The organism is Streptomyces physcomitrii, from assembly GCF_012273655.1.
Lineage (GTDB): Bacteria > Actinomycetota > Actinomycetes > Streptomycetales > Streptomycetaceae > Streptomyces > Streptomyces physcomitrii.
Genome location: NZ_JAAWWP010000035.1, coordinates 24,895 through 43,422, shown reverse-complemented (window position 1 = coordinate 43,422; position 18,528 = coordinate 24,895). Strand labels below are relative to the sequence as shown.

The window sequence follows — 18,528 nt, the reverse complement described above, 5'->3', positions numbered from 1 at the left end:
CTCTCCGTGAATGTGTACCGGTAATCCGGTCACACACACGAGAGCGGAACCAGGAAGAGGAATAATCCCCCCGGTCCACAGCATCCTCGCTGTGTGTTTCTTCAAAGGAACCCAAACCCTCAGGCAGCCACAAGGACTGCCGAGAGTCAGGGGTATCAACATATCTGGCGTTGACTTTTGGCACGCTGTTGAGTTCTCAAGGAACGGACACTTCCTTCGTACTCACCCCGACCATTCAGCCGAAGCTTTCCTCCGGGCGTTTCCCTTCGGTGTTTCCAACCTTACCAGACGCTTTCCGTCCCGATTTCCGGTCCGTATTTCATCCAGTGGCCGTTGGAGAGCCATACCTATTCAGTCGCCTTCCGGCTCCCTTTCGGTGGACCCGACTTTATCAGAGGTTCTGAGTCGGATTTTCCACCCGCTTCGGGCCCAACAACCGTATGAGCGGCTGCCGTTCCCTCGCTGGCGGAGCCGTAAACGTACTGGAGCGGAGTCCCCCGAGGCAAATCGGGGAGCCTCCGCTCCGGTACGGCTCCTGCGGGCCCCTGCCGAGGGTCAGACCTCGACCACGACGGGCAGGATCATCGGGCGCCGGCGGTAGGTGTCGGAGACCCACTTGCCCAGCGTGCGGCGCACCAACTGCTGCATCTGGTGGGGCTCGACGACCCCGTCCTGCGCGGAGCGCTCCAGCACCTCCTGGACCTTGGGGACCACCGCGCCGAAGGCGGCGTCCTCGATGCCGGAGCCACGGGCGTGGATGTGCGGACCGCCCGTGATCTTGCCGGTGCTGGAGTCGATCACCACGAAGACCGAGATGATCCCCTCGTCGCCGAGGATCCTGCGGTCCTTCAGCGAGGACTCGGTGACATCGCCGACCGAGAGGCCGTCGACGTACACGTAACCGGCCTGGACCTTGCCGGAGATGCGGGCCTTGCCCTCGACGAGGTCGACGGCGACGCCGTCCTCGGCGATGACGATCCGGTCGTGCGGGACACCGGTGAGCGCGCCCAGTTCGGCGTTGGCTCTGAGGTGGCGCCACTCACCGTGGACCGGCATGAGGTTCCGCGGCTTGCAGATGTTGTAGAAGTACAGCAGCTCGCCGGCGGAGGCGTGCCCGGAGACGTGCACCTTGGCGTTGCCCTTGTGGACGACGTTGGCGCCCCAGCGGGTCAGGCCGTTGATCACGCGGTACACCGCGTTCTCGTTGCCCGGGATGAGCGAGGAGGCCAGGATCACGGTGTCGCCCTGGACGATCCGGATCTGGTGGTCGCGGTTGGCCATCCGGGACAGCGCGGCCATGGGTTCGCCCTGGGAGCCGGTGCAGACGAGGACGACCTCGTGGTCCGGCAGGTCGTCGAGGGTCTTGACGTCCACGACGAGCCCCGGCGGGACCTTCAGATAGCCGAGGTCGCGGGCGATGCCCATGTTGCGGACCATCGAGCGGCCGACGAAGGCGACCCGGCGGCCGTACTCGTGGGCGGCGTCCAGGATCTGCTGGATGCGGTGCACATGGCTGGCGAAGCTGGCCACGATGATCCGCTTGCGGGCCCCGGCGAAGACCTGGCGCAGCACATTGGAGATGTCGCGCTCGTGCGGGGTGAAGCCGGGGACCTCGGCGTTCGTCGAGTCGGAGAGAAGAAGGTCGATGCCCTCCTCGCTCAGCCGCGCGAAGGCGTGCAGGTCCGTGAGGCGGTTGTCCAGCGGTAGCTGGTCCATCTTGAAGTCGCCCGTGTGCACGACCATGCCCGCGGGGGTGCGGATGGCTACGGCGAGGGCGTCCGGGATGGAGTGGTTGACCGCGACGAACTCGCATTCGAAGGGTCCGACGCGCTCGCGATGGCCTTCGGCCACTTCGAGCGTGTAGGGGCGGATGCGGTGCTCCTGAAGCTTCGCCTCAATGAGAGCGAGGGTGAGCTTCGAGCCGATCAGCGGAATATCGGGCTTCTCGCGGAGAAGGAACGGTACGCCACCGATGTGGTCCTCGTGGCCGTGCGTGAGGACGATGCCCTCGATGTCGTCGAGGCGGTCCCTGATGGACGTGAAGTCCGGCAGGATCAGGTCGATTCCGGGCTGCTCCTCCTCGGGGAAGAGCACCCCGCAGTCGACGATCAGCAGACGGCCGTCGTACTCGAAGACGGTCATGTTGCGGCCGATTTCGCCGAGGCCGCCGAGCGGGGTGACCCGGAGGGCCCCCTTGGCGAGCTTCGGGGGCGGGCCGAGTTCGGGATGCGGATGACTCAAAAGACTCTCCTGACCACGCGCGCCACGTACCCCGCGGGCACGTGGCGCGTATGACGTTCGTGCGTATGGCTGTGTGCAGGGATGGCGGGGACGGTGAGTCCCCGCCTATTCAGTTGTGAGGTCTGTGCGCGGAGCGCGGCCCCGGCCGGAGACCGGGGCACCCGGGGGGTGGGCGTTCCGCTTATCAGATCTGTACCCCGCCGGCGGCGAGATCGATCTTGAGCTGGGCGGTCTCCTCGGGTGAGAGTTCCACCAGGGGCAGGCGCAGCGGTCCGCCGGGCAGTCCCTGCAGGGCGAGGGCGGCCTTGCAGGTGATGACGCCCTGGGTGCGGAACATGCCGGTGAACACGGGCAGCAGCTTCTGGTGGATCTCGGTCGCCTTGTGCACGTCACCCGCGGTGTAGGCGTCGACCAGGGCGCGCAGCTCCGGGGTCACGACATGGCTGACGACCGAGACGAAGCCGATGGCGCCGACCGAGAGGAGGGGGAGGTTCAGCATGTCGTCGCCCGAGTACCAGGCGAGATCGGAGCGGGCGATGACCCAGCTGGCGCGGCCCAGGTCCCCCTTGGCGTCCTTGTTGGCGACGATACGGGGGTGCTCCGCCAGGCGCATCAGGGTTTCGGTGTTGATCGGCACTCCGCTGCGGCCCGGGATGTCGTAGAGCATCACGGGAAGTCCGGTGGAATCGGCCACCGCGGTGAAGTGGCGGAGCAGGCCCTCCTGAGGGGGCTTGTTGTAGTAGGGCGTCACGGTGAGCAGGCCGTGCGCCCCGGCCCGCTCCGCGGCCTCGGCCAGCTCGATGCTGTGCCGGGTGTCGTTGGTGCCGACTCCGGCGACGATGTGGGCGCGGTCGCCGACCGCCTCCACCACCGCGCGTACGAGGGCTTCCTTCTCCGCATTGCTGGTGGTCGGGGACTCGCCGGTGGTGCCGTTGACGATCAGGCCGTCGTTGCCTGCGTCGACCAGGTGGCGGGCCAGCAGCTGCGCGCCTTCGAGGTCGAGGGTGCCGTTCGCCGTGAACGGCGTGACCATGGCGGTCAGGACGCGCCCGAAGGGCGTCTGCGGAGTGGAGATCGGAGCCATGGGTAACACGCTACTCGCTGCTCAGCACGCGGTCGTCCCTCGGGGGACGAGCGGGGATGACGTAGACGGAGCCCGGCACTGCCTGCTCGGGGGTTCAAGCAGTGCCGGGTCCGTTCGATCAGGCTAGATGAACTTCTCGAACCCCCGCAATCCGGACGCCTCGTAGGACTGACCCGTACATCAGTGCCTCACGGGGCGACCCGGCCGTTGGCGTTGAACGCCGCGTAGGTGAGCGGCATCAGCGTCGCCCAGTGGGCCTCCATCTGCTCGCCGACCATCTCGATCTCGCGCTGCGGGAAGGAGGGGGTCCTGGCCAGCTCGTGCTGGGTGCGCAGGCCGAGGAAGTGCATCAGGGAGCGCGCGTTGCAGGTGGCGTACATGGACGAGTAGAGCCCGACGGGCAGCACCGCCCTGGCCACCTCGCGGGCCACCCCGGCGGCCAGCATCTCCTGGTACGCCTCGTAGGAGTGGCGGTAGGACTCCTCCATCACGCGGCCGGTGAGCGCCTGCTGCTCCGCGGAGCCCTCGACGAAGACGTACTTGCCCGGCCTGCCCTCCTGGACAAGCTTGCGCTCCTCGCCCGGGACGTAGAAGACGGGCTGGAGCTGCCGGTACCGGCCGGACTCCTCGTTGTAGCTCCAGCCGACCCGGTGCCGCATGAACTCGCGGAAGACGAAGATCGGGGCACTGATGAAGAAGGTCATCGAGTTGTGCTCGAAGGGGCTGCCGTGCCGGTCCCGCATGAGGTAGTTGATGAGGCCCTTGGAGCGCTCGGGGTCCTTCTTCAGCTCGTCCAGGGACTGCTCGCCGACGGTGGAGACACGGGCCGCCCACAGCACGTCGGAGTCACTCGCCGCGTGTTTCACCAGCTCCACGGCGACCTCGCTGCGGAAAGCGGGCTTGGTGTCTTCGGCGGGGGTGTCGGTCACGTCGCGGGGTCCTTCCCATCACGGCTCTCGGGCGGCGCCAACTCTACGACTCGCCTCCGACAATCGGCCGCACCGCCGGGCGGTGCCCGAACCCGGCGAAGATCACCAAGGCCCCGAGGTCACCGAAGCACAACGAATTTCGGCGAACTCGGCGTATACGGGCACCTTCCGGCCTTCTCGTACGTCTGTCCTGGTGACAGTCGTTCTTCCTCGCCCCGCCCGCAGAGTTCTGCGCACCGGTCGCGTCCGTCACCTCGGTCGCCGCCACCGTGTTCTCGCGCTCTCCGGGTTCTTCGAGGTCCGGCCCCGCAACCCCGCAAGGAGAAGCAGCACCCATGTTCCGTCGGCGTGAGCCCGTACCGTTCGCCTTCATCGCCGAAGCCGACACCTTCCGCAGCAATATCGCTCCCCCGCCCCGCGAGCGGGCCTCGGCACGGCGCATAGCCGGCCAGGTCCTGCTGGGTGCCACCGTGCTCGCGGGCCTGGTCGGGTCCGTGATCGTGGGCATGCCCGCCCTCTCGCCGGAGCAGTCGCCCAAGGTCACCCAGCACTCCGAGGCCTCCCACGGGCGCTGAGCCGAGGGCACCCAGGCTGGTGGGCGCGGTCCTGTCTCGATAGCCTCACCGGGCAGCCCCAGCCGCTTTTGAGTGAGGAACCGTCCGTGCCCTTGACCTTTCTCACGGCCGACCGTGCTTTCGACGAGTCGCGGGACGCGGAGGACCAGCTCTTCCCCGAGGATCCGGAGCGCTGGCGCCGCCCGTACCGCCCGGGCCCCTGGCGGGTGGGCCTCGCCGCCTCCCTGCTGCTGCTCTCCGCCTTCGTGCTGCTCTCCGCGGTGATCATCGCCTTCGCGGGATCCCCGGTCGAGATGCTGGTCTGCGGCGCCCTCGCCGTGGTCATCATCGCGGCGGCGCTGCGGATGCTGCGGATGGGCACCTGGGTGGGCAGCCGCGGCCTGCGTCATGTGGGCATGTTCCGCACCCGCACGGTGTCCTGGGCGCATGTCGTCTCGGTGCGCACCCGGCAGCAGCCGGTGCGCTGGCTCGGCCTGCCGCGCACCGTGCAGGGCCAGGCGCTCGTACTGGAACGGCTCACCCAGGGCAGCGAGCCGCGGCGGGCCCTGCTGACCACCCACGACGCGGACTTCCTCGCGCGGCCCACCGCCTTCGAGCGGGCCGCCGACCGGATCGAGGCCTGGGCACAGGAGCACGGCCGCCGCTGAGGGCGGCGCTCGCACCACAACTGCACCACACCCGCATCACGGCCGGGCTCAGGCTGCGGCGGATTTCCCGTCCTGCTCGTGCAGGGTGATCGCGCGCTGTATCGCCCTGCGGGCGCGCGGGGTGTCGCGGGCGTCGCGGTAGGCGACCGCCAGCCGGAACCAGCACCGCCAGTCCTCGGGTGCCCGCTCCGCCTCCGCCTTGCGCCGGGCGAAGACGGCGTCCGCGGAATCCCGGTCGACGCGGCCGCTGGGCGTGCGCCGGAGTTCGTCGACGGGCAGCCCGCCCTCGGCTTCGAGTACGGCGGCGAGCCGGCCCGCCCGGATCGCGAAGCGGGTGCTCTGCCACAGGAACCAGAGGCCGATCAGCGGCAGTACGAGCACGGCGGCGCCGAGGGCGACGCTGAGGGCCGAGCCGTGCCGGAGCAGCAGCACCCCGCGGCTGCCGGCCAGGACGAAGTAGACCAGGAGGGCGGCGGCCGTGACGGTGTAGGCGAGCTTGGCGCGCATGCTCAGCCGAGGTCCAGGAAGTGTTCCAGGCCGAAGGTGAGACCGGGCACGGTGGGCACGCGCCGGGCCGCGAGCAGGATGCCCGGCATGAAGCTGCTGTGGTGCAGCGAGTCGTGGCGCACCGTGAGGGTCTCGCCCTCGCCGCCGAGCAGGACCTCCTGGTGGGCGAGGAGCCCGCGCAGCCGCACCGAGTGCACGGGGATTCCGTCGACGTCCGCGCCCCGGGCGCCGTCGAGGGCGGTGGCGGTGGCGTCCGGCTGGGGTGCGCTGCCCGCCTGCTCGCGCGCGGCGGCGATGAGCTGGGCGGTGCGGGTGGCGGTGCCGCTGGGGGCGTCCGCCTTGTTCGGGTGGTGCAGTTCGACGACCTCGACGGACTCGAAGTACGGGGCGGCGAGCTGGGCGAACTTCATGGTCAGGACGGCGCCGAGGGAGAAGTTGGGGGCGATGAGCACCCCGGTGCCGGGGAAGTCGGCGAGCCAGCCGCGCAGTTGGCCGAGGCGGTCCTCGGTCCAGCCGGTGGTGCCGACCACGGCGTGGATGCCGTGCCGTACGCAGAAGTCGAGGTTGCCCATGACCGAGGCGGGGGTGGTGAGTTCGACCGCCACCTGGGCGCCCTGCTCGGCGAGGGTCTCCAGCTTGTCGCCCCGGCCGAGGGCGGCGACGAGTTCCAGGTCCTCGGCCGCCTCGACGGCCCGTACCGCCTCGGAGCCGATGCGGCCCTTCGCACCGAGCACGGCCACACGCAGCTTGCTCATGTCTTCGTTCCTTCGCAGCCGGCGGTCCGGCCCCGGGAGTGCCCGGGGCCGGGTGACCGCTTCCGTTCCGGGAGACGGCTTCTTCCGAGACGCGCTTCTCCGAAGACCGCTCCGCCAGGTGTTCTCCTGGACCGTCCAGGTGTTCTCCCGGTCTAGGAGACCACCTCGTGCAGGCGGTCCGCCTGCTTGTCCTTCAGCGGGCCGATGACCGACAGGGACGGCCGCTGCCCCAGGACCTCGCGCGCGACCTCGCGTACGTCGTCCGGGGTGACCGCCGCGATCCTGGCCAGCATGTCGTCCACGGACATCTGCTCGCCCCAGCACAGCTCACTCTTGCCGATGCGGTGCATGAGCGCACCCGTGTCCTCGACGCCGAGGACGGTCGAGCCGGAGAGCTGGCCGATGGCCCGGCCGATCTCCTCCTCGGGCAGTCCGCCGCGGGCGACCCGGTCGAGCTCCTCGTGGCAGATCTTCAGTACGTCGTGCACCTGGCTCGGGCGGCAGCCCGCGTAGACGCCGAAGAGGCCGCAGTCGGCGAAGCCGGAGGTGTAGGAGTAGACGCTGTACGCGAGGCCGCGCTTCTCCCGGACCTCCTGGAAGAGCCGGGAGGACATGCCGCCGCCGAGCGCGGTGTTCAGCACGCTGAGCGCCCAGCGGCGTTCGTCGGTGCGGGCCAGCCCGGGCATGCCGAGGATGACGTGGGCCTGCTCGGTGCGGCGGTGCAGCAGCTCGACCTTGCCCGCGGCGCGCACCGCGCGGCGGCCGGCCCGGGGGGCGACCGGCTCGGCGCCGGGGCTCCCGAGGGCTCCCGCCTTCTCGAAGGCGGCGCGGACCTGGCGTACGACCTGGTGGTGGTCGACGTTCCCGGCCGCGGCGACGACCAGGTGCGTCGGGTCGTAGTGCCGCTTGTGGAAGCGGCGGATGCGGTCGGCGGTCAGGGCGTTGATCGTGTCGACGGTGCCGAGGACGGGGCGGCCCAGCGGGGTGTCGCCGAGCATGGTGTGCGCGAAGAGGTCGTGCACGCAGTCGCCGGGGTCGTCCTCGGTCATCGCGATCTCCTCGAGGATGACGCCGCGCTCGGCGTCGACGTCCTCCTGCCGGATCAGCGAGCCGGTGAGCATGTCGCAGACCACGTCGATGGCGAGCGGCAGGTCGTTGTCGAGGACACGCGCGTAGTAGCACGTGAACTCCTTGGCGGTGAAGGCGTTCATCTCGCCGCCGACCGCGTCGATCGCCGCGGAGATGTCGAGGGCGGAACGCTTCTTCGTGCCCTTGAAGAGCAGGTGCTCCAGGTAGTGGGTGGCGCCGTTCAGGCTGGGGGTCTCGTCGCGGGAGCCGACGTGCGCCCAGATGCCGAAGGTCGCGGAGCGCACCGTCGGCAGGGTCTCGGTGACCACGCGCAGGCCGCCGGGCAGCGTCGTACGGCGTACCGTGCCGATGCCGTCGCGGCCTTCGAGGAGGGTTTGGGTACGGGCGACGGCCCGCGCCTCCGGGGAGGTGCGGGCCGTCGTCTCGGGACTACGGGACGTCACTTGTCGGCGTCGTCCTTCTTCTCCGCGCTGTCGTCCTCGCCCTCGATCACGGGGATCAGGGAGAGCTTGCCGCGGGAGTCGATCTCGGCGATCTCGACCTGGACCTTGTGGCCCACACCGAGGACGTCCTCGACGTTCTCCACGCGCTTGCCGCCGGCGAGCTTGCGGATCTGCGAGATGTGCAGCAGACCGTCCTTGCCCGGCAGCAGCGACACGAACGCACCGAAGGTCGTCGTCTTCACGACGGTGCCCAGGTAGCGCTCGCCGACCTCCGGCATGGTCGGGTTGGCGATGCCGTTGATCGTGGCGCGAGCGGCCTCGGCCTGCGAGCCCTGCTGGGCACCGATGTAGATGGTGCCGTCGTCCTCGATCGTGATGTCGGCGCCGGTGTCCTCCTGGATCTGGTTGATCATCTTGCCCTTGGGGCCGATGACCTCACCGATCTTGTCCACCGGGATCTTGACGGTGATGATCCGCGGGGCGTTCGGGGACATCTCGTCCGGGGTGTCGATCGCTTCCATCATCACGTCGAGGATGTGGAGGCGGGCGTCGCGGGCCTGCTTGAGGGCCGCGCCCAGGACGGAGGCCGGGATGCCGTCCAGCTTGGTGTCGAGCTGGAGGGCGGTCACGAACTGCTTGGTGCCGGCGACCTTGAAGTCCATGTCGCCGAAGGCGTCCTCCGCACCGAGGATGTCGGTGAGGGTGACGTAGTGCGTCTCGCCCTCGATCTCCTGGGAGATCAGGCCCATGGCGATACCGGCGACCGGGGCCTTCAGCGGCACACCGGCGTTCAGCAGCGACATGGTGGAGGCGCAGACCGAGCCCATCGAGGTGGAGCCGTTGGAGCTCAGCGCCTCGGAGACCTGGCGGATCGCGTACGGGAACTCCTCGCGCGTCGGCAGCACCGGCACCAGGGCGCGCTCGGCGAGCGCGCCGTGGCCGATCTCGCGGCGCTTCGGGGAGCCGACGCGGCCGGTCTCGCCGGTGGAGTAGGGCGGGAAGTTGTAGTTGTGCATGTAGCGCTTGCGGGTCACCGGGGAGAGGGTGTCCAGCTGCTGCTCCATGCGGAGCATGTTCAGGGTGGTGACGCCCAGGATCTGGGTCTCGCCGCGCTCGAACAGGGCGCTGCCGTGCACCCGCGGGATGGCCTCGACCTCGGCGGCCAGCGTACGGATGTCCGTGACGCCGCGGCCGTCGATGCGCTTCTTCTCCTTGATGACGCGCTCACGGACCAGGGTCTTGGTCAGCGAGCGGTACGCGGCGGAGATCTCCTTCTCGCGTCCCTCGAACTGCGGGAGCAGCTTCTCGGCGGCCAGCGCCTTGACGCGGTCCAGCTCGGCCTCGCGCTCCTGCTTGCCCGCGATGGTCAGCGCCTGCGCCAGCTCGCCGCGGACCGCGGTGGTCAGGGCCTCGAGCACGTCGTCCTGGTAGTCCAGGAAGATCGGGAACTCGCCGGTCTCCTTGGCGGCCTTGGCGGCAAGGTCGGCCTGCGCGCGGCACAGCACCTTGATGAAGGGCTTCGCGGCGTCCAGACCGGCGGCGACGATCTCCTCGGTCGGCGCCTCGGCGCCGCCCTCGACCAGCTTGATGGTCTTCTCGGTGGCCTCGGCCTCGACCATCATGATCGCGACGTCGCCGTCCTCCAGGGTGCGGCCCGCGACCACCATGTCGAAGACGGCGTCCTCGAGCTCGGTGTGCGTCGGGAAGGCGACCCACTGGCCCTTGATCAGCGCGACGCGGACGCCGCCGATCGGGCCGGAGAAGGGCAGACCGGCCAGCTGGGTGGACGCGGACGCGGCGTTGATCGCGACGACGTCGTACAGGTGGTCGGGGTTGAGCGCCATGATCGTGGCGACGACCTGGATCTCGTTGCGCAGGCCCTTCTTGAAGGAGGGGCGCAGCGGGCGGTCGATCAGGCGGCAGGTGAGGATGGCGTCCTCGGAGGGGCGGCCCTCGCGGCGGAAGAAGCTGCCGGGGATCTTGCCGGCGGCGTACATCCGCTCCTCGACGTCCACCGTGAGCGGGAAGAAGTCGAGCTGGTCCTTGGGGTTCTTGGACGCGGTGGTCGCCGAGAGGACCATGGTGTCGTCGTCCAGGTAGGCCACGGCGGAGCCGGCGGCCTGGCGGGCCAGGCGGCCCGTCTCGAAGCGGATCGTGCGGGTGCCGAAGGAGCCGTTGTCGATTACGGCCTCGGCGTAGTGGGTCTCGTTCTCCACCAGTGCTGTCTCCGTGTTCTTCTGTGTCTACGCGTTTCACGCGTGCGTCTGTGGCGTCTTTTCGTCCGCGCCGCCCGTGTGGCGGGCGGACGATCGGAGCAGCGCCCCTCAGTGGTGCTCGGCCGGTCTTCGATCGAAGCACCCGGGGTTCCTGCCCCGGGGGCCACTACCGAGGACCGGCGGCGGGGTGCGCTCTCCTCGTCCAGTATGGCGTTGTGTGTTTCCGCTTTGTCCCTACCCGGCCGGGCGAGCCCTCGTGAAGGGCTTCCCGGCGGCGGTGGTACGGACCGGGGACCGCGCCCACGCCCCGGTTGTTGCGGGCATGTGTACGGCCACGTGCGACCAGACTACAAAGCGGGAGTGACTTCTCGCACGTACAGCAAAGGGAGCGGTCCCCTGGAGTGGGAACCGCTCCCTTCACGGCGTCTTATCGGGCGCCCGCCGCACCGCGGCGGATGCCGAGGCGGTCGACCAGCGCACGGAAGCGCTGGATGTCCTTCTTGGCCAGGTACTGCAGCAGGCGGCGGCGCTGACCCACCAGGATGAGCAGACCACGACGGGAGTGGTGGTCGTGCTTGTGGGTCTTGAGGTGCTCGGTCAGGTCGGAGATCCGGCGCGAAAGCAGCGCGACCTGCACCTCGGGGGAGCCGGTGTCACCGTCCTTGGTGGCGAACTCGGAGATGATCTGCTTCTTCGTTGCGACGTCGAGCGACACGCGTACTCCTCGGAAAGGTCGTTGCCCCGAGTGCTCCTGGTCTGCTTCTCAGGAGGGCTTGGGTGACTCGGAAGGCGATGATCCCCGCCGGCCGTCGCACGGCGGTGCCCGGAGGCTCCGGCGCCGACTGCTCAGGGGGTCGTCACACAGGGTACCAGGGGGTGAGGACCGCGTATTCCGCCCCGGGGAAGAGGCACCGCCGGTGCGCGGCAGGCCCGTGTCAACGCCCGCCCGTCCCACCCTGCTCGCGCTCGCGCACGGTGAATCCGCGATAGCCGTACGGCACCGTGTGCACCTTATATACGCTCGGTGCACGGTGGACCACGCCCTTGGGCGCCCCCATCGCGTACTCAGTGGAATCAGCGGAAGGGCCGCGCAACGATGTCGGACGCAGCACAGGACCAGGAACTCGCCGCGCGCAAGGAGCGTGAGAAGGACGAGCTCTACGCACTCGACATCTCCGGGGTCGAGTGGCTGAGCGCTCCGGGCACCAGCGAGGACGAGGAGCGCGTGGAGATCGCCCATCTGCCCGGCGGCGCGGTCGCGATGCGCTCCTCCGCCGACCCGGAGACGGTGCTCCGGTACACCGAGGCGGAGTGGCGCGCCTTCGTGCTGGGCGCGCGGGACGGGGAGTTCGACCTGGCCTGACGGGGCGGGACCGGGCGCGGCCGGGCGGCCGGGCCCCGGCCGCCCGTCAGGGATGCGCGGCCTGACGGGACGTCAACTCGTCATCGCACGGGCGCTCGCGTACACGTCGAAGACGGCGAGGGCCAGCGGGATCAGGGTGAGCAGGACGAAGGCCTCGGCGATCTCGAAGAAGCGGCCCCAGAACGGGGTCAGGCCGCGCCGGGGGACGATCAGGCCGATCGCGGTGAGCAGCGCGGCGGTCGCGCCGATGGCGGCGATGATCCAGACCGAGCGGATGTCGAGCGCGGTGGTGTCGCTCTTCAGCAGCGCCTCGCGGACGTATCCCGCCGGGGGATGCAGGGCGAGCCCGAGCCCGAGGGCGACCAGCGCGGCCAGGCCCGCCGCGAGGGTGGCCCCCACCTGGGCGGTGTAGCGGAAGAGGTGGGCCCGCATGAGCATGGCCAACCCCGTGGCCAGGGCGAGGAGTTGGGCCCAGACATCGCTGGAGAACCCGAGGACGATCGACGCACCCACGCCGACGAGCGCGCAGCCGCCCACCAGCCCGACCAGCAACTCGTGGCCCCGGCGGGCCTGTTCGGCCACGCGGTCGGGGGCGATGGGGGCGTGGGGGGCGGGGTCCGGGGCGGGTGCGTACACGCCCCTCCCCTTCCCCTCTCCCTCCGGGACGGACGCGTCCTACGGAAGTGGTCCGCGTCGAGGGGCCGACGCCGTTCGGGCGGGGGTGACTTCGGCCATGCAGGCTTTGACGCGGTACACCCGAACGTACCGAAATATCCCCTATGGCTGGCGGCTTGGGCCTTCTCCGGGCGGCGCATGTACCAGCCCGGTACCGGTCGCAGGGCGGAACGGACCGCCCGCCGCCGCCGGTGATTAGGCTGGGGTGGGGCGCGGCATGGGTGTCCGGCGGCGGTGAGAGCGGAAGGGCCGTTCGCGCCCGAGGGGTATTCCGGCGGTAGCGGCGGCTTCTGGAGAGCGGAAGTCGCGGTGTGCCGACGGCGCACGAGGGTGCTCGACCACATCAGCAGGAGGAATTGTGAGCAGCGATCGGGACGGTAACCGCGGGGGCTGGGCCACGCCCGGCGAGGACCAGTCCGACGCCGAGTCCCCCATGGAGACGACGGGCGAGTTCACCATCGACTACGCCCCGCCTGCCTGGTACACCCAGAACGCCTCCGACGCCGCCGACGAACCCACGGGCGGCGCGGCCGCCTCGCCTTCGGCCTCCGCGCCGACGCCTCCGCCGTTCGCTGCCACTCCTCCCCCGCCGCCCGTGGGCGCTCCGCTCCCGCCGCCGGCCGGTCCGGGCGCCGTGCCGCAGCAGCCCCAGGACGGGTACGGCCGGGACGCCGGGCCGGGCTGGGGTACGCCCCCTCCGGCTCCGGGAAGCGGTCAGGCGGACGGGAGCGGGCCCGGATCTCCGGACGGCGGCGGTTACGCCGAGGGCTCGGGTCCCGGTGCCTCCCCCGACCCCTCCGGCTACGGCTTCGCCAGTGTGCTCGGGGGCGGAGCAGCTTCCGGGACCCCGGTGAGCGGACCCTGGAGCGGCGGCGCCTCCTCCGGGGAGGTTCCCGGCAGCGTCGCGGACCCGACCGCGGTACCGAGCTTCCCGCTGCCGGGCGGCTTCGAGTCGGCCGGTTCCTCCGGTTCGCCGTCTTCTTCACCCTCTTCCGGTTCGTCTTCTTCCGGTTCGCCTTCTTCCGGCTCGTACGGGGCTGCGGAGGGTTCTGGGGGGTTCGGGTCCGGCAACTCCGCTGGAACCGGGGGGACTTCCGACCCCTCCGGATATACGGACGCCTCCGGATACCCGGCGCCCTCAGCGTCCTCGGCCCCGGCGGTATCTGAGGCTTCCGCTGCCGCGCCCGAGGCGCCGCCCTTCCCGACGCCCTTCGTGCCGCCGCCTCCCAGTGCTCCTCCGGCTCCGTTCGCGGAGGGGAGCGGTACGGGGGTGCCGGACGAGGGCGGTACCGCCAACGCCTCTGCTTTCGGGGCCGGTTCGTCCGGAGCGGCGGACAGCAGCGGCGACCTGGAGAGCGGCGCCACCATGCGCTTCAGCTCCTCCGCCCTTCAGCAGGAACTCCGCGAGATCGGCGAGCGCAAGGCCGCCGAACGCGAGGCGGCCGCAGAGACCGCGGAGGCCTCCGCCGGAACCGAGGCCCAGGCTCAGGCCGGGACGGAAGCGGAGTCGAAGTCGGAGTCAGAGTCGGAGTCGGAGTCGGAGTCGGAGACCGAAGGATGGGTCGGCGGTACCTCAGCCGCCCTGCCCGGCACCTCCGGGTCCGGTGCCTCTGAGTCCGCTGCATCCGGGTCCGCTGCATCCGGGTCCGCTGCTTCTGGGTTCAGCGATGGGGCCACCGGTACGGAGGCGGACGACGCGGACGACGCGGAGGGCGGCGACAGCGAGCAGGCTTCCAGCCTCGCGGGCGAGACTGCTGCTTCCGGTGCGGCCTCCGCGTACGCGACGGACGCCGGTTCCGAGACCGCCGCCGACGCTGACCCTGACGCCTCTATCGGCACCGGCGCCGACAACGGCGACGAGCCGTACTCCTCCGCCCCGCCGCTGGGACCGGACAGTTTCACCCTGCCCGAAGATCCGGAAAGCCCGGAGGCCGAGCGGAGCGACAGCGACGAGTGGGCGATCCTGCCGAGGCAGGAAGACGCCGGGGACGCGTCCAGGGATGGGGATGAGGAGTCCAGGGGCGAGGCTTCCCCGGATTCGACTGGCGCCTCGGGCACCGCTGTGGAGAGCGAGGCTTCCACGGACGCGGCCGAGGCGGAGTCGGCAAGCGGCCAAGAGGCTCTGGAGAATGACGAGTTCACCGCACGCGGCGCCGATGGCGCAGACATCGAGGGCGGCGCCGCCACCGACGACACGGTCCTCCCCGCGGCGGCACCGGCCGACCCGGACAGCGACACCAGCACCAGCACCAGCACCAGCACCAGCACCCACGACGATCAGGCCGAACTGCCGGACCAGGACAGGCTGTCGAGCCAGGACGCCCCGCTCGACCAGGGTGACCAGTCCGGCGGCCCCGGCGACCTGCCCGCCGAAGCCGACCTGTCGAACGACGACCTGTCGGACGAAGGCGATCTCTCCTCCCCCAGCACCATCCGCATCAGCCTGAGCGGTCGCGCGAAGTCGCGGTCCGGGGGGCCGGAGGGTTCCGTACCGCCGACCGCGGCACCCGAGCCGCAGGACGCCGTGCCCTCCGACTTCGGCACCGAGGGCGCTCGGCAGGACGCGCCCCCGGCGTGGACACCGCCGCCCGTGCCGCAGGCGGGACTGCCGCCGCTGCCGCCGGACTTCCAGCCCGCGGCGCCGCCGACCGCGGGGCAGTGGCCCGCCGACTCCCGGGCGGAGCAAGGGGATTCGGCCGCCGGGCCGCAGGCTCCGGGTGAGCTGCCGCCCTCGGCGCCGTACCAGCCGCAGGCTCCGCAGCCCGCCCCGCAGGCCTGGCAGCCGCCGACGGCCGCCGTGCCCCCGGTGCATCCCACCACCCCGGCCTCCGGCACCCCGACGCCCGCTCCCGGTGTTCCCGGTGGCCCGGCGTCGGGCGCCCCGAACGCCGCAGGTGACCCCGCGGCCGAGGATGTCCCACGGAATCCTTTCGCCCCCGGTGCCCCTTCGCGTCCGGGCGGCTACGGCATGCCCACGCCGGGCGCGGCCCCGGCCGCACGGAACGAGCAGCAGCCGGGCGGCAGTTACGGCTTCCCGCAGCCAACTGGCGGCGCGGCAGCGGCACCTGACGGACCGTCACAGGGTCAGCCCGACGGTTACGGCTTCCCGCGACCGGCCGGTACGGGCCCCGACTCCGGCCCGCAGAACGGCGGTTACGGCTTCCCCCAGCCCTTCGGCACCGGGCAGCAGGGGGCCCAGCCCCAGCCCCACCCCGCAGCACAACAGCCGCAGCCAGGCGCCCAGCCCCAACCGGGGGTCCAGCCCCCGCAGGCCGACGTGCCCGGCGGGTACGGCTTCCCGAACCCCGCCGCCGCGGCGCAGCCGGGAGCCCAGCCGCCGCAGGGCGGGTACGGCTTCCCCCAGGGTGGCTACGGCTTCCCTCAGGGCCCCGGTGCCGCGCCCTCCGGACCGGCCGCGCCCACCGACGCCGCACAGCCTCCCGGTGCCGCACAGCCCCCCGGCTCCCCTAGCCCCTTCGCCTCCTCGGAGCCCGCGGCCTCGGTGCACTCGCAGCCGACCAGCCGTGCCCCGTTCCCGACCGCAGCCAACCGGCCGGGCGCCGAGGACGCGGTGCCCGGGGCGAACCTGCCCGCACCCCTCGACCGGACCGCGGAGCCGGGGCAGGGACCCGCCGCCGTACCGCCGCGCGGCCCGGGGCAGGAGGCTCCGGGGCAGGGGCACCCCGAGCAGCCGGGTCAGTTCCCGCAGCAGCCGGGGCAACCCGGCCATCCGTACCCGCCGCAGCAGCCGGGCCCCGGCCACCAACTCCCGGGACAGCAGCCCCCGTACGGCCAGCAGCCGGGCCAGCAGCCCGGTCAGGGCTACCCGCAGGGGCAGGGCCAGCAGCCGTACCCGGGCCGGCCGAACCAGCCCGGCCAGGCACCCCAGCAGGGACAGGCACCTCAGCAGGGACAAGCGGGCCAACCGGGCCAGCCCGGCCAGCCCGGACCGGGTCAGCCCTACCCCGGCGCCCAGCCGGGCCAGCAGTACCCCGGCCAGCCCTACCCGGCCCCGGGCGCCCAGCCCGGCCAGGCCCAGCCCTTCCCGCAGGGTCAGCACCCCCAGGGCCAGCCTCCGTCCCAGTACCAGCCCCAGCCCCAGAACCCCCACCAGGCCCAGAACCCCGACCAACCCCAGAACCCGCAGGCGCCCCAGCCCCACCAGGCCCCGGGCGCCTACGCCCCCGGCCAGCCCGTTGTGCCGGGTCAGCAAGCCGGGCCGGGTCAGCAGGGCGGGCCGGGCCAGCCGGGAGTCGACCCGCGGACCGGTGCCACCTATCCGCAGGCGGTGCAGCACGAGCAGCGGCAGCCCACCAATCCGGGGACGCCGCTCGGGTACACGGCGGCGACCGAGTTGTCCTCGGACCGGCTGGTCAACGCCAAGCGGCAGAAGGCCAGGAGCGGGAAGCCCTCGGCGGCGAGCCGGTTCAAGCTGGGCAACAAGAAGGAGGAGGCGGAGCGGGCGCGGAAGCTGGAGCTGATCCGTACGCCGGTGCTCTCCTGCTACCGGATCGCGGTGATCAGCCTCAAGGGCGGCGTCGGCAAGACGACCACCACCACCGCGCTCGGTGCCACGCTGGCCAGCGAGCGCCAGGACAAGATCCTCGCGATCGACGCCAACCCGGACGCGGGGACGCTCGGCCGCCGGGTGCGCCGGGAGACCGGGGCAACCATCCGCGACCTGGTCCAGGCGATCCCGTACCTGAACTCGTACATGGACATCCGGCGCTTCACCTCGCAGGCGCCGTCCGGTCTGGAGATCCTCGCCAACGACGTGGACCCGGCGGTGTCGACGACCTTCAACGACGAGGACTACCGGCGGGCGATCGATGTGCTCGGCAAGCAGTACCCGGTGATCCTGACCGACTCCGGTACCGGCCTGCTGTACAGCGCGATGCGCGGGGTGCTCGACCTCGCCGACCAGCTGATCATCATCTCCACGCCCTCGGTGGACGGGGCGAGCAGCGCCTCGACCACGCTCGACTGGCTCTCCGCCCACGGGTACGCGGACCTGGTCTCGCGCTCGATCACGGTGATCTCGGGGGTCCGCGAGACCGGCAAGATGATCAAGGTGGACGACATCGTCAGCCACTTCGAGACCCGGTGCCGCGGGGTGGTCGTGGTGCCCTTCGACGAGCATCTGGCGGCCGGTGCCGAGGTCGACCTCGACATGATGCGCCCGAAGGTGCGTGAGGCCTACTTCAACCTCTCGGCGATGGTCGCGGAGGACTTCTCGCGGGCCCAGCAGGCGCAGGGGCTCTGGACCTCGGACGGCAACCCGCCGCCGCAGGTCGCGCCGCCGATGCCCGGCGGGCAGCAGGCGCCGCAGCAGCCGGGCCAGGGCTACCCGCAGCAGCCCTACCAGGGCCAGCAGCCTTATCCGGGCCAGGGCCAGGGCCAGCCCGCGCCGGGGGGCCACCCGCAGCAGCCGGGCGCCGGCCAGGGCTGGGGGCAGCCGGGACCGGGGCAGCCCTACCAACAGCCCCCGGCGCAGCACCAGTTGCCGCCCGGGCAGTCGGGGCAGGGGTACCCGCAGCAGGGGCAGGGCGCGCCGGGGCAGCCGAATGGGCTCCAGGGGCCGATACCGCCGGGCGGGCAGCCGCAGCAGTAGCGGATCCGGCGCGGGGCACGCGGCGACCACCGCGCGAGGCGCCGCCGACCTCGCTCGCCCCGGCTGCCACCGCGGCCGGGGCTCCCGCGCGCACCGCGGCCGAGATGCCCCGCGCAGCCCGGCCGGGGCAGCCGCACCCGCCCCGTGCCCACCCCGGCGAGGTCCCCGCACCCGCCCCGGCCTCATCCGTACGGCCTGACGAGGGCCCGCACCGTTCTCGCGGTGCGGGCCCTCGGCGCGCATGGCACACTCCGTGGCCGATGCCGCGTCAGATCCCGTCCGGCAGCCCGAGTCCACCGCGTCCGCCCCGTCTCCGGTGCCCAGTGCCTCCCACCAGCCCGCCGACCACCGCCACGTCCTGGCCTGGCAGCTTTCACCGGTCTGGTCCAATGG

The 18,528-nt window shown here is 71.5% G+C and carries 11 protein-coding genes and 3 pseudogenes; 5 read left to right on the top strand and 9 right to left on the bottom strand.

Going from position 1 to position 18,528, the window contains the following annotated elements; genetic code table 11:
- Window positions 1-555 precede the first annotated feature (555 nt).
- From HFV08_RS30300 to thyX, 3 genes are all read right to left on the bottom strand, one after another.
- Window positions 556-2,241 carry a ribonuclease J gene (locus tag HFV08_RS30300; protein ID WP_168543769.1) on the bottom strand — a complete coding sequence of 562 codons (1,686 nt, stop codon included), beginning with the start codon at window positions 2,239-2,241 and terminating at the stop codon, window positions 556-558.
- A 184-nt stretch (window positions 2,242-2,425) separates the two neighbouring features.
- Complete coding sequence (gene dapA / locus HFV08_RS30295; protein ID WP_168543768.1) at window positions 2,426-3,325, bottom strand: 4-hydroxy-tetrahydrodipicolinate synthase; 900 nt, start codon at window positions 3,323-3,325, stop codon at window positions 2,426-2,428.
- Between the two features lie 188 nt (window positions 3,326-3,513).
- Window positions 3,514-4,254 (bottom strand): FAD-dependent thymidylate synthase, encoded by a 741-nt coding sequence (gene thyX, locus HFV08_RS30290; protein ID WP_168543767.1) that lies wholly within the window; start codon window positions 4,252-4,254, stop codon window positions 3,514-3,516.
- 335 nt (window positions 4,255-4,589) lie between these two features.
- Here thyX and HFV08_RS30285 point away from each other — a divergent pair, with 335 nt between their 5' ends.
- Together HFV08_RS30285 and HFV08_RS30280 are read left to right on the top strand one after the other, a co-directional pair.
- A complete protein-coding gene (locus HFV08_RS30285) occupies window positions 4,590-4,829 on the top strand; it encodes a hypothetical protein (protein ID WP_168543766.1) in 240 nt (79 codons plus the stop codon).
- Window positions 4,830-4,915: 86 nt separating this feature from the next.
- A complete protein-coding gene (locus HFV08_RS30280) occupies window positions 4,916-5,476 on the top strand; it encodes an SCO5741 family PH domain-containing membrane protein (protein WP_168543765.1) in 561 nt (186 codons plus the stop codon).
- Window positions 5,477-5,524: 48 nt separating this feature from the next.
- Here HFV08_RS30280 and HFV08_RS30275 read toward each other — a convergent pair whose 3' ends face one another.
- From HFV08_RS30275 to rpsO, 5 genes are all read right to left on the bottom strand, one after another.
- Complete coding sequence (locus tag HFV08_RS30275; protein ID WP_168543764.1) at window positions 5,525-5,983, bottom strand: hypothetical protein; 459 nt, start codon at window positions 5,981-5,983, stop codon at window positions 5,525-5,527.
- A 2-nt stretch (window positions 5,984-5,985) separates the two neighbouring features.
- The gene (gene dapB, locus HFV08_RS30270) at window positions 5,986-6,738 is read right to left on the bottom strand and encodes a 4-hydroxy-tetrahydrodipicolinate reductase (RefSeq protein WP_168543763.1); all 753 of its coding nucleotides are present in this window, start codon (window positions 6,736-6,738) and stop codon (window positions 5,986-5,988) included.
- 152 nt (window positions 6,739-6,890) lie between these two features.
- Window positions 6,891-8,270, bottom strand: a complete 1,380-nt coding sequence (locus HFV08_RS30265; protein WP_168543762.1) for a M16 family metallopeptidase — start codon at window positions 8,268-8,270, stop codon at window positions 6,891-6,893.
- Window positions 8,267-10,486 carry a polyribonucleotide nucleotidyltransferase gene (locus HFV08_RS30260; protein ID WP_168543761.1) on the bottom strand — a complete coding sequence of 740 codons (2,220 nt, stop codon included), beginning with the start codon at window positions 10,484-10,486 and terminating at the stop codon, window positions 8,267-8,269. Before HFV08_RS30260 ends, HFV08_RS30265 begins: the two co-directional genes overlap by 4 nt.
- A gap of 427 nt (window positions 10,487-10,913) precedes the next feature.
- On the bottom strand, window positions 10,914-11,201 hold the full coding sequence (rpsO, locus tag HFV08_RS30255; RefSeq protein ID WP_040247614.1) for a 30S ribosomal protein S15: 288 nt from the start codon (window positions 11,199-11,201) through the stop codon (window positions 10,914-10,916).
- A gap of 381 nt (window positions 11,202-11,582) precedes the next feature.
- On the opposite strand from rpsO, the gene HFV08_RS30250 reads away from it, so the two are divergent.
- Window positions 11,583-11,849: a DUF397 domain-containing protein gene (locus HFV08_RS30250; RefSeq protein WP_040247617.1), complete on the top strand. Its 267-nt coding sequence runs from the start codon at window positions 11,583-11,585 to the stop codon at window positions 11,847-11,849.
- A gap of 72 nt (window positions 11,850-11,921) precedes the next feature.
- Here HFV08_RS30250 and HFV08_RS30245 read toward each other — a convergent pair.
- Window positions 11,922-12,491: pseudogene (locus HFV08_RS30245) on the bottom strand (type VII secretion integral membrane protein EccD); the annotation flags it as partial.
- A 391-nt stretch (window positions 12,492-12,882) separates the two neighbouring features.
- Here HFV08_RS30245 and HFV08_RS32220 point away from each other — a divergent pair.
- Together HFV08_RS32220 and HFV08_RS32655 are read left to right on the top strand one after the other, a co-directional pair.
- Window positions 12,883-13,011, top strand: a pseudogene (locus HFV08_RS32220) (SCO5717 family growth-regulating ATPase); the annotation flags it as partial.
- Between the two features lie 3,252 nt (window positions 13,012-16,263).
- Window positions 16,264-18,135 (top strand): annotated as a pseudogene (locus HFV08_RS32655) (MinD/ParA family ATP-binding protein); the annotation flags it as partial.
- Window positions 18,136-18,528 lie beyond the last annotated feature (393 nt).

Bases quoted from the DNA above. Each gene is read 5' to 3' on its own strand.
- dapA (WP_168543768.1), bottom strand. From the start codon at position 3,325: ATGGCTCCGATCTCCACTCCGCAGACGCCCTTCGGGCGCGTCCTGACC.
- HFV08_RS30275 (WP_168543764.1), bottom strand. From the start codon at position 5,983: ATGCGCGCCAAGCTCGCCTACACCGTCACGGCCGCCGCCCTCCTGGTC.
- dapB (WP_168543763.1), bottom strand. From the start codon at position 6,738: ATGAGCAAGCTGCGTGTGGCCGTGCTCGGTGCGAAGGGCCGCATCGGC.
- HFV08_RS30285 (WP_168543766.1), top strand. From the start codon at position 4,590: ATGTTCCGTCGGCGTGAGCCCGTACCGTTCGCCTTCATCGCCGAAGCC.
- HFV08_RS30250 (WP_040247617.1), top strand. From the start codon at position 11,583: ATGTCGGACGCAGCACAGGACCAGGAACTCGCCGCGCGCAAGGAGCGT.